Here is a 13,578-nt window from a genome sequence, read left to right as displayed (position 1 = left end):
GAAGGAAAAAAGCGCCCACAATCTAGCTCATAAGACTTTCATCTAGCAGTCACGCTTCTTTTCGGCGCGTCGCGTTAAAACTTTAGGATTATTTGGCTATTTCCGATCCCGTGTTTCGGATTGAGACACCCAAACCCCGTGATTTCTATGGAGCATTTGAGCTCAGCGCTTTCGTTGTCAGCCCTGAATATTCATCAAAAGGCAGGAACTTATTAGCGTTGTAAGCAAACCGTTTCTGGCCGCCGTGCCGTTTTATCAGGTCGAAGACCTTTTCACGCACCTCATCCCGAGCCGTCCCCCAATCCCCCGCATCTTCAGTAGCCATAAAGACGCCGAAGTAGACATCTCCTTCCGCAGTTGAAATCACGCCTGCCAAAGTCACCGCAGGATCTACGGTACCAGTCTTGCCAGCCAGAGTATTTGGAATCGAATCAAAACGAGGGCTCAGAGTACTGCCTTGATCCGTGCCCGAAACTGCCAGTACATCTTTCATCTCTAAATTGTCGGCCTTCAGGTTGCGATCCATTTTTATGAGGATACGAATCATCGAATCACAAGAGGCCTTGTTGTATTCCTTAATCGCAGTACCATTCGTATCGCGAATGTAAGAGTTGCCAGAGCCATTCACGAAATCAATATCACTTGAATCCATATTCATATCTTGCCGCATGAAAGTGCGAAACTCGGTTACTCCCCCCAAATAATCAAAAAGATGATCGGCCACGTGATTGTTCGAAACAACATTCATTTCTTTGACATAGCGATAGAGCGGAGATGAGCGCAAAACGTAAGTACTTGTATTTGCAGAGGGCGTAAACTGCGCGCTTGGTAGAGGCTCTACGCTGTTCACTCTGACTGAAACAGATCTTGGCATCGTTATTTTCAAAGCGGCGGCTTCGCGGCGTGTGCTCGAATACTCTGAGCTCAGATCTGTTATATGTTTACGAATGCTATTCTTAATTTCTTCCGGCGAAGGATACATCGTATCGATAAAATCAGAAACAACCTGCCAACGGAAAATCAGATTTTCATCAAAGGTCAGATAACGAATTTTCGTCACACCCTTTTTATTCAGTTCTGCAAATAGCAAGTGGGTCAACTGCCGTCCCCAGAAAGGATCTCGCGCTCCTTGAATGTGAACGTCATAGAGTCTATCTGCAACAGGAGTGATGTGAATAAGAGTGTTGTATCTGAAGTAGGGTCCTAATTTATTAAAGGCCCAATAGGCCGTCACAACTTTCGATACTGAAGCAATTTCAAAAAGTTCTTCAGTTCTGTCCCCTTGAATTTTTCCACCTGGTTGATCAAGGACATAGCACATAGAATTTAAAGTAGTCTTAGCTTGAGCAAATGTAGAGAGCCCAACAAAGAACACCGTCGCCAAAAACAATCTCACTCTTCCCCCTTTTTGTGCGATCATTTTTTATCAGTTAAGTGTGCGAAATTTATAAAAGTTATATTGTGTCTGCCACACGCTCTCCCCCTCAGAAAAATAGAAATTTTGCTCGAAAATGTTTTTTTCCTGGTTTGCGAGCTTCTTATCATTTACAACAATATTGTGTTTTGAACACACTAAGACATGCATACAAAAAAATATACGCAACTTTGAAGTAACAACTAGAATCAACAGGATTAAGCATGAAAGAGAACAAGCTTCTGGCAGATTTCCTAAGGGAAAAGCGGATCGAATCCGGCCTATCCCAGATGGATATCGCCAAAAAACTGGGCTATACGTCAGCACAGTTCGTCTCCAATTGGGAGAGAGGACTTTCCAGTCCCCCCATTCACACCCTTCGAAAATTGAGTGAGCTCTATCAAATTCCCCCCGACATGCTTTTTGATATCACTCTTAAAACCATGATCAACCAGGTAACCACGGATTTAAGAAAAAAATTCTACGGACGCAAAGGAAAAGGCCAATAGGGCCTTTTTTCTTTGCTAGGGAATATTAGGATAATTCCTGGATTCCCTAAATAGTTTCGCAACTTCTGCATCCATTTTTTGATAGCCAAAACGATGTTTTTTATCTCCGAAACCTAGTGCTGCAAAAACATTTCCGTCATCAAAGGGACCAAAAAATCCCGTAAAAAAATCGAAACGATTTTCCCCGATGATCGCTCCGCCTATGTCACGAATGATCAGATATCCTGAGTGTTTGCTGCCGTCTGGCAGCTTGACGCCCACTAATCGAGGAACATAAATGACGTCGCCGACATTATGATAATTTAAGTCTGCGGCGACTGAATAGAATGGATCTAAGCAAAGCGCTTGGATCCCATACCCGTAAGGACAGCGATCTTCTTTTCGCTCGGCAAAGCGATGGATTCCGTCCTTCGTTTTGGTAAAGTTGAAGTTACGAGTTGTTTCACCTTCGACGACAAAACAAGATCCCTGCATCAAGCAGTTGTCATAGTCACTTTTGCAAAGCGCGATAAGAACCTTGTCGTTTTCATCAATAAGATTGACCATCTCGCTGCTCGCGCAGACTTCTTTTTCTTTATAGATAATCGGCTTGTAGTAAATAGTGGGAACAATCAACGGCAAGGAATCCCCCTTAAAGGAGCACGCCGTAAGTAAAAGTCCACAAAGAATGAAATTCGACAGTCGTCTTATCATTAGCATTGGAGCTACCATGCTGATGACTGACATCCAATACTGATGGTTTCTTGTTTTTATGAATTTTTAATTATGTAGAAATCGTCACAACGGTTAGAGGGCTTCTAGGTTATAGATGCCCTCTAAGATTAGAAATATTCTATTTAATGCTGGCTTGGGTGTTTGCTTTAGTGCACAGCCCCTGCATCAATACTTTATTCGTCCAAGAGAAAAACCCAAGGCTCGTTGAGAACTGCGTGCTGATGCCAGAAATATCCCCTTGAGGGCATTGAGCAATCAATTTTTTGCGGGCTTCATCGACATAGTCGGTCTCATAGACAAAACCCATAATGACATGTTGTTCAGATGTGGATTTCACCATTTGTCCTTGTTCCAACTTTGGATATCCCGCGAAGTCAGAAATATAGACGTTATGGACACTGTAAGCACAGCCTGACAAAAGCAGGCTGGCAGCTAATAGAAATCTCATTCCAAATCTCCTGCAGGAACACTTGCTGTGTTACGTGCTTGCAAGCAATACCCAGTTGCAGTCACTTTACGAGCCCACACAAAGAACAAGAAGTAATTGATCACTTCGTCTTTTGTCAGAATGCCTTTCACAACACCATTTGGACATTGGCGTTTCAAATCGTCAGCCATTTCATCCACGTAATCGTTGTTGAAGTTAAAACCAAGAATGATCGTTTTCGAAGCTTCTGTTTTAACTTCTTTTCCTTTGTTTGCAGGAATCGATGTCAAAGAAACACTGTTCACAGAAGCACAACCAACAAAGCTCAGACTAAGAAGCACACCAAAAATTTTCTTCATACACTATGATCCTTTTTCACGAAGGCAGAAGCCCGTAATTTTAATAATTTCACCTTTAATCACCGGATACTCGCGGCTTTCGCGAATAGATTGAACACCGGTAATTTTCCCTGACGGGCATTGCGTGTGAAGTTGATAAATCATCTTCTCGGCATATTTATCAGAGTAAACAGGGGCTCCCGTGCGCGGGCCCATTTGCATCATCTGAATAAACGTCGCGATGTCGCCTGCGGCATCTTGATTCGCCTTACTGGTCATGACTCCTTGAGCGATGGCTTTCGCATCACCTATATCAACACCCGTCTCGCTCACTTTCACTTCGATGGGAACCATCACGAATTGCGAGCGATTGTCGATATCACTGAGTTGCACGTGGTGAAGAACGGCACAGCCAGATAAAAGCAAAGTAGAGAGAACGATTAATGTCTTCATATCCAGAAATCGTAGGAGATTCTTCTTCACTCTGTCAATGGGCGGAGTTTTTACTCCGTAAATAGTTTTGGGGTCTAGCGTATACTTCGCTCTTCAACAATTTGACCATGTTTAATTGTGCTGACTTTATTCGCAAGAACTTCGACATCCAAAGGATCGTGAGTCACTAATAGAGTCGGAATCTTTTCTTTCTCGATAACTCGCTTGATGAGTGCACGGCTTTCTTGACGTAAGTCTTGATCCAAAGCCGAGAACGGTTCATCCAGCAACAGCAATCTTGGATCGCCACTGAGCGCGCGAGCCATAGCCACACGTTGTTTCTCGCCGCCTGAAAGAACTTTAACAGGGCGATTTAAGAAAGACTTCATCTGTAAAACTTCCGTAAGCTCTTTCAATTTTTCGTATGCTTGCTCGTTGGGAATTTCACGTGCCTTTGCTGCAAAAAGAATATTTTGTTCTGCAGTCATGTGCGGGAATAAATCCAAAGTTTGAAAGACCACGCCCAATCGTCTTTGTGGAACAGCCATTTTTGCCAAATCGTGACCTTGAAAAGTCCATTTAAAATTCTGGGCTGTTTCTAAACCGATCAACAAACGAAAGACCGAAGTTTTCCCTGAGCCCGAAGGTCCCCAAAGAACTGTTACGCCTTCGTCCAGAATCTCCCAAGAAGGAATGTCGATTTTAAAATCTCCGTAATTTCTAAAAAGATTTTCGACTAAGGACACGACCGACCCCCATCATAATAAAGAAACAAATCACACCACAGACAACCAGGCTCAAACTCAGGATTGTGGCCATTCCCAAGCGATAGCTCGACATCAGAGTTTCAGTCATCATTGCCAAACTCAGATCTCGGTGCGCCAAAATTCTTGAAACTGAATAATCACCACAAGCCCAAACAGCTGCTACTCCGGCAAAGAGCGCCGCCCGCTGAGAAATTTGTGGAAGTAAGACCTCTTTAAAAATCTGTGGGGCTTGCGCTCCCAAAGTACGCGCGATCGTGATTTGACTTTCAAGTCCACGCAAAACGCCATCCCAACCCATACGATACAGACTTGCTAAACAGAGCAAGTTAAATGCGAGAGGAATTTTAATAAACGGCCAGAAAGATTCGTTAGTGCCCATAATTAGAAAAGCAAAACAACAAAGGGCCGTGCTTGGCGCCACATATCCTGCCAAAAACTTTTCAAACCAAGGTTTTGGCCAACAATACGCAATTACTAAAAGACTGCCGAAAGAAAGCAGTCCAACGCTAGTTCCGATTGCAAGGCTTCCCAGAAAATTCCAAATAAGCGGCGATTGCAATTCATAGAACGCGCTGATTTGACGGAAGCCATCCACGACCCCTTGAGCATAACCCACAAAGCAGAAGGCCATGATCAGCAACAACACACCAATACCCGAGAACATGCGCAGAATTTTAAGATTCGCAATGCGCTCGGAACTTGTTGTACCGCCACGTCTTGCAAAGAAGGACACAGCAAAAATAAATGCCGATTGCAACACTGCTAAAACAACAGCCTCGCTCCAGTTGCTAGACAAACGGATTTTTTCATAGATCAAAACTTCCATCGTCGTGCCTTTGCCGCCCCCGACGATCAGTGGAATTGCAAAGCTGCCAAAACAAACTGCAAAGACAAATAGGAAGAGTAGGAACAAATCTTGTTTTAAAACTGGCCAGAAAGCTTGGCGCAAGAACTGCCACCGAGAAGCGCCCTCGATATAGGCCAGCTCTGCAAGACTGCCGATTTTATTTTCAATGATGTTCGCAAGCATGACACCGACCAGGCCAAAATTAATCACTGTATGAGCGATGACAATGCCAATGATTCCCATCGGAAATGGATCGACGAAATTCAGAATTGAAAGCAGCGTGAACAACGGCGGCAGAAAGTTCGGCAGCAAACACAAGACTTCCAGAACCATTCTGTAATGACGACGAAAGCCTTCGGTGAAACAAATCAACCCCAAGGCCACCCAAATTCCTAAAGCTAAAGAGAAGAAAGCGGAAAAAAAAGCCTGCAGGAAGGAATTCTTAAAGGCCCAAACCAGTTCTCTCCATTCGGGCCATACGGTGATATTGAATTGAAAAATCAAAAACAGGAATGGAAATACCAAATACAAAAGCAATGCTGAACGAATCAGATTGCGAGGACTCAATTCCCGTCTCCACGGCGAATGTCAGACCACTTTTTGAGAAGTCTTTCCACTTCTTGAGCTGAAGGAATTTGGAAGTCCTTCATGGTCTTAAACTGTGGAATGCTCGCAAAAGGTGTTCCCTCTTTGACGTTTTTGATAATAGGGAACATATAGTTCTTCTGCATGATCAATTTCTGACCGGGCTCTGACAACATCAAGTTTACAAACTTTTCTGCAAGCTCACAGTTTTTGCAAAACTCTGGAATACCCATGAATTCATACTGGATTGGATGTCCTTCTTTGAACTCAAGCGCCACATAGTCGTTATTTTTCTCTTCAACTTGGTGATAGATCGGAGAGGTCACATAAGACAGTGCAACCTTTGCTTGTTTCTTAGTGAACAGACCATAGGCTGCAGACCAACTTGGTGAGTAGCTATGAACCTGATCCATTGTTTTTTGCAAGAACTTGAATCCTTCGTCTTCACCCTTCGCGCGAATCACCCAGTACATGAATTGCATCCCCGGAGAGCTCGTACGCGGATCTTGAAGTGCAATTTTTCTTTTAAGCTCTGGAGAGAACAAATCATCCAAGCTCTGCGGAGTGTGCTCAAGTTCACCTTTACGGGCTACGAATGAAATCACTCCCCAGTCAAACGGAACAAAGTAGCTATTTTGCAATGCTGGTTTTACTTCATCGTAAGCATCAAGACCCGAGATATTAAGTTCGCGCCACTTTTGCTCAGATAAAGCTTTTTGCAAATCAAACTGATCTAAACCTACAACAAGGTCTGCACCCAAGCTTTCGCCTTCGATTTTAAGACGCTGAAGAAGAATGCCAGAATCACTGCCTTCGATATATTGAACTTGGCAGTCACAATCCTTCTCAAACATTTCTTTCAGTTGAGGACCTGGTCCCCACTGCCCTGTGAAAGAGGCATAACCGAACACGCGCAGAACCGGTTTGGTCTCTTGCGGTTTACTGTCATCGTTCTTATTGAGAATCGCAATGAAAAGACCGACGAATACGACTGTGACGAACAAAATAAAATGCTTCATGGAGCTACCACCAAATACCGCGACGACGTTTGAAGAAGTAATAGTCGAAACCAAGACAACGACCTGCTCCGACCCACGCCATGATAAAGTGAATTGCTAAAAAAGTTTTATACAAGTCTTCGTTCGCTGGTCCCGAGAAGAACAGCATATTGAAGCACAACAAAACCCCGAGCAAAGCCACAGGGCGAACCACATAACCCGCGATGTAGGAAATCGCGATGACAAACTCCAGACCCAAGATAATGAACGCCACTGTTTGCCAATGTGGAATGATCTGACTGCTGACAAAAAGTTTATACCAGTTCGGTGCATGACTTGCAGGCAACCACTCGGCGATTTGGTCGGCAATACGCGGACGAGTCAGGAAATCTCCCTTAAACTTTGTCATCGCTTGCTGCAAATAATAATACCCCAAGAAAACTCGAAGAAAAGAAATGGGCAAAAGATGACCGACGTATTTAACGCTTTCAAAAAAGGCTACCAACATGAAGCTGATTAAAACCCGTCCAGGATGCCGGGTCAAATATCAAAGGCCTAAACGCCTTTTTTGGGGCAATGCTCAAAAAGAAAACATCTTTCGCATTGAGGATTACGGGCTTTACAGATTTGACGACCATGAAAAATGAGTTCGTGGGACAACATGATCCAGTTCTTTTTGGGAACAAAATCACAAAGCTGCTTTTCGATCACGACGGGATCTTCACTCTTCACCCACCCCAAACGGTAACTGAGTCGGCTCACATGAGTGTCCACAACAATACCACTGGTGATATCAAAGGCGTTCCCTAATACGACATTGGCGGTTTTGCGCCCTACGCCAGCCAATTGGACCAAATCTTCCATTTTGTCAGGAACTTGCCCCTGATGTTTTTCAACCAGAGCTTGAGCACAGGCTTTTATGTTTTTTGCTTTATTTTTATAGAAACCCGCAGAACGGATGATTGTTTCCAAATCCTCAACGGGAGCTTTGCCCATTTTTTCAGGAGTTGGATACTTGGCAAAAAGATCTTTGGTGACAATGTTGACTCTTTCGTCGGTGCATTGAGCAGAAAGAATCGTGGCAATTAAAAGCTCAAAGGCATTGCGATGATTAAGAGCACAATGAGCGTCGGGATAATATTTTTTGAGAAGTTTTAAAACGATCGAAAGATTCGCCGGAGCTTTTTTCACGGACTTAGGTCTATTCCTTGTCGCCGAAATCGCCGATAGCTTCTACCGGGCAACCTTCCATAGCCTCTTTGCAAGCTGCTTCTTCATCTGCAGATTCTGGCTGTTTTGATACAAACGCATGGCCGTCTTCTTCGTGCATTGCAAAATTCTTAGGGGCTGTCAAAACGCAGGCGTCGCAAGCGATACAAGATTGATCGACAAACATTTTGCCGGATGTGTTTTCTTTCCATTTTTGCGATATCTCAGCCATTTCTAGCCTCCAACTGGGGCCTAATATAAATCAAGTGGCCATAAAGTCAATTTTTCACTCAGGACTGAGGTCGCATTTAGGGCCGGATGAGGTGGAATTTGGCTAACAAACACTGAAGAAAGGGCCTGATTTCGTTAAACTGAAAGAGACATCTTTAGGAGGATCCATGGAAGGACCGCGTTCACCGGCTGAATCTGAATTGCCGAGAGTTTTAAACTTCTTAAACCAAAGCCTGCGTTCTGAAGCAGCCTGGTCCATAGCGGCAGAATATCCCACGGCCCTTTCCAGCACGAACCTCCACAATATGCGTATTATTACCGAAAACGACCAGGTCGTGTCCCATGCCGTCTTGAAGCCTCTGGTTGTAAAATCTCCCCATGTGATCTTCAAAGTGGGCGCTATTGGCTCGGTTGTGACCAACGAAACCCACCGTAATCAGGGTCTCAGCACTAAAATTATCGAAGACTGCATCCAACAAGCCACCCGCCAGCAATGCGATATCGCTATTCTTTGGACAGACCTTTACGATTTCTATCGCCGGATGGGTTTTGAGTTGGCAGGGACCGAAATTAGCGTGGTCGTGGAAGAAGAATTCCCGATGCCAGATCCAACTTTGCGCTTGTCTAAAGACTCTAAAGTGGCGGCCGAAGCCCTCCACCGTCTTTATTCTACCCACAGTGTAAACTCGGTTCGCTCTGTTGAAGAAACCCGTAAATTTTTGAGCATTCCGCAAACCCAAGTTTATACAGCTTGGGATACCTCGGGTCAGTTGGCGGCCTATGCCGTTGAAGGTAAAGGGGCCGATTTAGGTGGATACATCCATGAATGGGGCGGTTCTGTGACTGCCATCATGACTCTGCTCAGCTATATCCGTCGCGAAAAGCAGCAAGCAGTGACCATCATCATCCCACGCCATTCTAAAAACCTGTTGGAGCGCCTGCGCGAAAAGCCTGTTACTTACAACCAGGGCTTTTTGGGCATGATCAAAATCCTAAACTTTGACCAATTGGCTGCCAAAATCAAACGCGCTTTCCGCGCCGAGGGTATTGCAGACATCGTTTTGGAAAAACAAAATGGTCAATACGTTTTCGGTTGCAACACAGACCTTGCAGTTTTGGGCGGAGAAGAAAATCTGACGCAACTTTTATTTGGTCCGTTGGATTTCGAAACTTTGGATGTCTTCACACCTGAAACACGTGAAAAATTGGCAAAGATTTTACCTTTGAATTTATGGATCTGGGGTTGGGATTCCATATGATCGGGCAGCTCAGACCTTATCTTCTGATTCTCAGTTTGCTTGCAAGCACCAGCTGCCTGAAGCCTCCTGCTTTGGACACTGACAACGGACCTGTGGCAACTCATACAGAAGTCCAAAAGGCGATCCTTGAAGCTTGGGACGATGCGGATTTCCACGAGACCCGCCAGGGTGAGTTTCTTTATATCGAGCAAGACAACCGTATCAGTACTCTCGAACCTCGCGTCGTATACAAAGAAGGCAGCGATGTTAAAACTCGTGTTGTGGACAATGCGAATCAAACAATTGCCTATAAATTCGAGATTCAGTCCACGGAAGTTCAAGGCAATGGTTCGTTTAAACCGATCACCGTGGTTGAAGATAACATGGTTGTTCCAATCACGACTCCCGTCTTGAATGTTCCGACCGAGCAACCCGCGCAACAAACTGCGGCTTTTCCTGATTCTGTCGAGGCTCTTCAACAATCCATGGCTAATGGTAGCGTGGGGCTTTACTCGAGCAGAGTACGCAATCACTTCATAGCGGTCTTCACTATCGAAAACATGCTACTTGCGTGCGTTAAGGACAAGGATTGGGACGTGACCTGTCACAATTTGGAAGTCACTGAAGGAATGCGTGCTCCTCCGATTGGCGTTTCCAGCCAGCCGAACTGCGGTGGGATTCCTAATTGTTTGATCCGCTACAAAAAAATCGCATTTGATCTGGTTGTGAACCTTAAAGATGAAGAAACCGGCGAAGTTCATCCTGAACGAGTGAACTATGAACTCGTCCTCAGCCCGGATGTTCCTTACCTTTCTCGCCTGTTGGACTTCTGCTATCAAGGAATGGTTCCGACACAAGGCCAAAAAGTTCTCGTTAAAATGTGCAACAAGGTGAAAAACTTTGTACAAGGCACTCCACATTAATTTCTGAATCCATAGACATTATTTAGGGCCTCTATTAAGCTGGTCATTATCGACCTCTGGAGGCCTTATGAAAAAGATTGCAGTCGTCCTTTCCGGTTGCGGAAATAAAGACGGTGCCGAAATCACAGAAGCTGTCAGCTTGCTGATTTCTCTGAGCCAAAATGGCGCGTCCTATATGTGTTTTGCTCCAAACACGGAAGTGCCTGCTCTGAATTTTCTGACAAATGAAACTCTCTCTGAAAAGCGCAATGCTATGATCGAAGCCGCGCGCATTGCTCGCAGTCAGGTTCAAGATTTGAAAACTTTGAAAGTGACCGACTATGATGCTTTGGCTTTTGTCGGCGGCTACGGAGCTGCAAAGGTCTTGAGCACGTGGGCTGAAAAAGGCGCGCAGTGCACAGTGAGTCCTGAAGTAGAGAAATCCATTAAAGATTTTTATAATGCCAGCAAACCTATTGCGGCGATTTGTATCGCCCCTGTTTTGCTTGCAAAAGTGTTAGGCTCTAAAAAAGTCACCGTGACTTTAGGTGATGGCAAAGAAACCATCGCCGAGGTTTTAAAAACCGGAGCACAGCACGAGATCTGTCCTGTCGACGACTATGTGACGGATCGTGAAACAAAAGTCATTACAACCCCGGCTTATATGTATGATAATGCAAAACCACATGAGGTCTTTAAAGGGATCTCTGGTCTTGCAAAAGAACTTGTGGAGATGGCATGAAGAAAACAATAGCTCTTATTTTTGGTGGTAAATCTTCAGAACACGAAGTGTCTTTGCGTTCAGCAAAAAACGTGGCGAACGCACTTGATAAAAGCAAATACGACTTTATCCTGGTCGGCATTAGTAAAGAAGGTTCTTGGTATCGCTTTGCCGGCATGGAAGTGTTTGATCAAGCAGTACGTATCACGGACAAAGCATTGCCAACAGGTGCAGATCCAGTCGCGTTGATTTCAGAGGCCGGAAAGCCTTTGTTCTTCTCCCTAAAAAATCAAAATAAAATGGCTGTGGATTGCGCCTTCCCGATTTTGCACGGCACCTTTGGTGAGGACGGTACGATCCAAGGTCTTTTCAAAATGATGAACCTGCCTTTCGTAGGCTGTGGCGTGTGGAGTTCCGCTGCGGGCATGGACAAAGAGGTAATGAAGCGTCTTTTGTTCCAAGCTGGCATTAATAATGCGAAGTATGAATTGCTCACTCCGCAAAATCCTTCTTCTTATGAAGAGATCTCTAAAAAATTGGGTTCTCCGTTCTTTATCAAGCCTGCGAACGCAGGATCTTCTGTCGGTGTTCATAAAATTAAATCCAAAGCGGATTTCGACAGCGGCCTCAAAGATGCTTTCACTTATGACAGCAAAGTCTTAGCTGAAGAATTCGTTCAAGGCCGCGAGATCGAATGTTCTGTGATGGGCCACAACCGTTCACCAAAAGCGTCTTTGCCTGGCGAAGTGATTGCTCATCATGAGTTCTACTCTTACGAAGCTAAGTACGTGGATGAAAAAGGTGCGTCGATTGTGATTCCTGCGCAATTGACTCCGCAAGAAATTGAAAAGATCCAAAAGATGGCTGTAGAAACTTATCAAGTGATGGGTTGCGATGGTTTGACTCGCGTGGATTTCTTCTTAAAGAAGAGTGGTGATTTGTTCGTGAACGAGATCAACACGATCCCGGGCTTCACCAAAATTTCTATGTATCCAAAAATGTGGGAAGCCACGGGTGTTAGCTATTCAGATCTGATCACCAAGCTGATCAGCTTTGCTTTCGAAAGACATACCGAAGAAGAAAAGCTGATGTTCAGTTACTTGGCTCTAAATTAATTTAGAGACACTGGAAAGATTCTTGGTTCGCGGCCTTTAAGCAAATTTTGCCTTTGCTTCCGGGCTGTCCATTGCCTCCTTGGACTTGATGGTCGCAAGGCGTTTGAATTGCGTTTTGATCACCCGGGGAAGCTGAAAAGCCTATGCCGGCATTACCCATTGTACCTTCGTCATTTTTCCAATTCATATTCAGCGCGCGCATATCTGCAATATCTGCATATAAAACCCCCGCGTCTCCTCCTCGACCTCCACCTGAACCTGGGCATCCTTTATCGATTACACGGGACAAATTTAATGTCGCTATTAGGCGACGACCATTTCTGCCATTTCCACCCGCCTCTCCACGAAGCTCTATACGAAGTTGGCCACTTGCCTTCTTCGCCTTAAGAGTGATCATCTTCCCTGAGCGGCCATTTTGTTCCCAAGAAGCTCTTGCTTCATCCGCAAATTGGCGAATAACACCGCCTTCAGAAACGATTTCTTTGGCTATGATTGTGAGATTGTAACTTTCAGTTGTTATCACTGCATTTTTCGTGAGGATCAGGCGATCCGCTTCCAAGGTCTGGTCTTCGGTGAGGGTCACTGCGCTATCAATCAAGTAATCCGTGACACTTAGTTTTTGCACATCAATTGGTTGTGCTTCTTTTTTGTCTTTCACCTCCACGCTACACGCAGAAGTCAGCAAAATTAGAATCAAAAAAGAAATTTTATGTTTCATAAAAGGCCTCCGTTTCATCGGGCCTCTTTACAAATTAAGTACCAAAGTCGAGGAGGAGTTTGTTGGTAACCGCGTCCGCTGTCCGACCGGATGTCCGACTTTGGCCTGTGAACGGTTCTTGCAGTGACATCACAGGTACATAGGAGCAACAGCTTGGATAAATCTCAAACAGAAATGAATCGCATTCAGTATTTTGAAAAAGCCGACACCGAAAAACACCGCGAGTTTATAAATTCCCAAAGCAATTGCGTACTTTGCGGCACCGTTCTGGAACTCACACATGCCGTAGATCACATCGTAGGCCATATCCGTGAAGAAGCTCACTGCCCTTCTTGCGAAGTTCGTACCCGCGCCCGCTTCCATCCTTTAAATTAATGACGATTTTCTGACAGGCGATTCGCCAAAGTTTTGGT

General features: G+C 44.7%; 18 protein-coding genes. 6 read left to right on the top strand and 12 right to left on the bottom strand.

What is annotated here, in order from left to right; genetic code table 11:
- Nucleotides 1-145: 145 nt before the first annotated feature.
- The gene (locus ACLWBB_RS02865; RefSeq protein WP_413290050.1) at nucleotides 146-1,396 is read right to left on the bottom strand and encodes a D-alanyl-D-alanine carboxypeptidase; all 1,251 of its coding nucleotides are present in this window, start codon (nucleotides 1,394-1,396) and stop codon (nucleotides 146-148) included.
- 242 nt (nucleotides 1,397-1,638) lie between these two features.
- Here ACLWBB_RS02865 and ACLWBB_RS02860 point away from each other — a divergent pair, with 242 nt between their 5' ends.
- Entirely contained in the window at nucleotides 1,639-1,923 is a 285-nt protein-coding gene (locus ACLWBB_RS02860; protein WP_413290049.1) for a helix-turn-helix domain-containing protein, read from the top strand.
- A 15-nt stretch (nucleotides 1,924-1,938) separates the two neighbouring features.
- On the opposite strand, the gene ACLWBB_RS02855 is transcribed toward ACLWBB_RS02860, so the two are convergent.
- The 10 genes from ACLWBB_RS02855 to ACLWBB_RS02810 form a co-directional block, all read right to left on the bottom strand.
- Nucleotides 1,939-2,544, bottom strand: a complete 606-nt coding sequence (locus tag ACLWBB_RS02855) for a 3D domain-containing protein (RefSeq protein WP_413290048.1) — start codon at nucleotides 2,542-2,544, stop codon at nucleotides 1,939-1,941.
- Nucleotides 2,545-2,755: 211 nt separating this feature from the next.
- Nucleotides 2,756-3,085, bottom strand: a complete 330-nt coding sequence (locus tag ACLWBB_RS02850) for a hypothetical protein (RefSeq protein ID WP_413290047.1) — start codon at nucleotides 3,083-3,085, stop codon at nucleotides 2,756-2,758.
- Nucleotides 3,082-3,423, bottom strand: coding sequence for a hypothetical protein (locus ACLWBB_RS02845; RefSeq protein ID WP_413290046.1), 342 nt, complete (start codon nucleotides 3,421-3,423; stop codon nucleotides 3,082-3,084). The genes ACLWBB_RS02850 and ACLWBB_RS02845 overlap by 4 nt, the downstream gene beginning before the upstream one ends.
- A gap of 3 nt (nucleotides 3,424-3,426) precedes the next feature.
- Nucleotides 3,427-3,855 carry a hypothetical protein gene (locus tag ACLWBB_RS02840; protein WP_413290045.1) on the bottom strand — a complete coding sequence of 143 codons (429 nt, stop codon included), beginning with the start codon at nucleotides 3,853-3,855 and terminating at the stop codon, nucleotides 3,427-3,429.
- Nucleotides 3,856-3,929: 74 nt separating this feature from the next.
- Nucleotides 3,930-4,580 (bottom strand): ATP-binding cassette domain-containing protein, encoded by a 651-nt coding sequence (locus ACLWBB_RS02835; RefSeq protein ID WP_413290044.1) that lies wholly within the window; start codon nucleotides 4,578-4,580, stop codon nucleotides 3,930-3,932.
- Entirely contained in the window at nucleotides 4,555-6,015 is a 1,461-nt protein-coding gene (locus ACLWBB_RS02830) for an ABC transporter permease (RefSeq protein ID WP_413290043.1), read from the bottom strand. The genes ACLWBB_RS02835 and ACLWBB_RS02830 overlap by 26 nt, the downstream gene beginning before the upstream one ends.
- The gene (locus ACLWBB_RS02825; RefSeq protein WP_413290042.1) at nucleotides 6,012-7,052 is read right to left on the bottom strand and encodes a thiamine ABC transporter substrate-binding protein; all 1,041 of its coding nucleotides are present in this window, start codon (nucleotides 7,050-7,052) and stop codon (nucleotides 6,012-6,014) included. The genes ACLWBB_RS02830 and ACLWBB_RS02825 overlap by 4 nt, the downstream gene beginning before the upstream one ends.
- A gap of 4 nt (nucleotides 7,053-7,056) precedes the next feature.
- Entirely contained in the window at nucleotides 7,057-7,539 is a 483-nt protein-coding gene (locus ACLWBB_RS02820) for a DoxX family membrane protein (RefSeq protein WP_413290041.1), read from the bottom strand.
- A 47-nt stretch (nucleotides 7,540-7,586) separates the two neighbouring features.
- Nucleotides 7,587-8,222, bottom strand: coding sequence for an endonuclease III (gene nth, locus ACLWBB_RS02815; RefSeq protein WP_413290040.1), 636 nt, complete (start codon nucleotides 8,220-8,222; stop codon nucleotides 7,587-7,589).
- A 10-nt stretch (nucleotides 8,223-8,232) separates the two neighbouring features.
- Entirely contained in the window at nucleotides 8,233-8,472 is a 240-nt protein-coding gene (locus ACLWBB_RS02810; protein ID WP_413290039.1) for a ferredoxin, read from the bottom strand.
- 166 nt (nucleotides 8,473-8,638) lie between these two features.
- Between ACLWBB_RS02810 and ACLWBB_RS02805 the strand changes: the two genes are divergently transcribed.
- From ACLWBB_RS02805 to ACLWBB_RS02790, 4 genes are all read left to right on the top strand, one after another.
- Complete coding sequence (locus ACLWBB_RS02805) at nucleotides 8,639-9,730, top strand: GNAT family N-acetyltransferase (protein WP_413290038.1); 1,092 nt, start codon at nucleotides 8,639-8,641, stop codon at nucleotides 9,728-9,730.
- Nucleotides 9,703-10,632 carry a hypothetical protein gene (locus tag ACLWBB_RS02800; RefSeq protein ID WP_413290037.1) on the top strand — a complete coding sequence of 310 codons (930 nt, stop codon included), beginning with the start codon at nucleotides 9,703-9,705 and terminating at the stop codon, nucleotides 10,630-10,632. Before ACLWBB_RS02805 ends, ACLWBB_RS02800 begins: the two co-directional genes overlap by 28 nt.
- A gap of 67 nt (nucleotides 10,633-10,699) precedes the next feature.
- Nucleotides 10,700-11,353, top strand: a complete 654-nt coding sequence (elbB, locus tag ACLWBB_RS02795) for an isoprenoid biosynthesis glyoxalase ElbB (protein ID WP_413290036.1) — start codon at nucleotides 10,700-10,702, stop codon at nucleotides 11,351-11,353.
- Nucleotides 11,350-12,447: a D-alanine--D-alanine ligase family protein gene (locus ACLWBB_RS02790; protein ID WP_413290035.1), complete on the top strand. Its 1,098-nt coding sequence runs from the start codon at nucleotides 11,350-11,352 to the stop codon at nucleotides 12,445-12,447. Before elbB ends, ACLWBB_RS02790 begins: the two co-directional genes overlap by 4 nt.
- A 1-nt stretch (nucleotide 12,448) precedes the next feature.
- Here ACLWBB_RS02790 and ACLWBB_RS02785 read toward each other — a convergent pair whose 3' ends face one another.
- Complete coding sequence (locus tag ACLWBB_RS02785) at nucleotides 12,449-13,165, bottom strand: hypothetical protein (protein WP_413290034.1); 717 nt, start codon at nucleotides 13,163-13,165, stop codon at nucleotides 12,449-12,451.
- A gap of 153 nt (nucleotides 13,166-13,318) precedes the next feature.
- Here ACLWBB_RS02785 and ACLWBB_RS02780 point away from each other — a divergent pair, with 153 nt between their 5' ends.
- Complete coding sequence (locus tag ACLWBB_RS02780) at nucleotides 13,319-13,540, top strand: hypothetical protein (protein ID WP_413290033.1); 222 nt, start codon at nucleotides 13,319-13,321, stop codon at nucleotides 13,538-13,540.
- The last annotated feature ends 38 nt before the right edge of the window (nucleotides 13,541-13,578 follow it).

The organism is Bdellovibrio sp. HCB337 (assembly GCF_047302465.1).
Classification (GTDB): Bacteria; Bdellovibrionota; Bdellovibrionia; order Bdellovibrionales; family Bdellovibrionaceae; genus JACMRP01.
The sequence above is the reverse complement of the archived record's forward strand: the minus strand, read 5'-3'. Positions and strand labels throughout refer to the sequence as shown.

Excerpts from the sequence above, each read along its gene's own strand:
- ACLWBB_RS02860 (WP_413290049.1), top strand. The coding sequence starts at position 1,639 with ATGAAAGAGAACAAGCTTCTGGCAGATTTCCTAAGGGAAAAGCGGATC.
- ACLWBB_RS02850 (WP_413290047.1), bottom strand. The coding sequence starts at position 3,085 with ATGAGATTTCTATTAGCTGCCAGCCTGCTTTTGTCAGGCTGTGCTTAC.
- ACLWBB_RS02845 (WP_413290046.1), bottom strand. The coding sequence starts at position 3,423 with ATGAAGAAAATTTTTGGTGTGCTTCTTAGTCTGAGCTTTGTTGGTTGT.
- ACLWBB_RS02840 (WP_413290045.1), bottom strand. The coding sequence starts at position 3,855 with ATGAAGACATTAATCGTTCTCTCTACTTTGCTTTTATCTGGCTGTGCC.
- ACLWBB_RS02825 (WP_413290042.1), bottom strand. The coding sequence starts at position 7,052 with ATGAAGCATTTTATTTTGTTCGTCACAGTCGTATTCGTCGGTCTTTTC.
- ACLWBB_RS02820 (WP_413290041.1), bottom strand. The coding sequence starts at position 7,539 with ATGTTGGTAGCCTTTTTTGAAAGCGTTAAATACGTCGGTCATCTTTTG.
- ACLWBB_RS02810 (WP_413290039.1), bottom strand. The coding sequence starts at position 8,472 with ATGGCTGAGATATCGCAAAAATGGAAAGAAAACACATCCGGCAAAATG.
- ACLWBB_RS02805 (WP_413290038.1), top strand. The coding sequence starts at position 8,639 with ATGGAAGGACCGCGTTCACCGGCTGAATCTGAATTGCCGAGAGTTTTA.
- ACLWBB_RS02800 (WP_413290037.1), top strand. The coding sequence starts at position 9,703 with ATGGATCTGGGGTTGGGATTCCATATGATCGGGCAGCTCAGACCTTAT.
- elbB (WP_413290036.1), top strand. The coding sequence starts at position 10,700 with ATGAAAAAGATTGCAGTCGTCCTTTCCGGTTGCGGAAATAAAGACGGT.
- ACLWBB_RS02790 (WP_413290035.1), top strand. The coding sequence starts at position 11,350 with ATGAAGAAAACAATAGCTCTTATTTTTGGTGGTAAATCTTCAGAACAC.
- ACLWBB_RS02785 (WP_413290034.1), bottom strand. The coding sequence starts at position 13,165 with ATGAAACATAAAATTTCTTTTTTGATTCTAATTTTGCTGACTTCTGCG.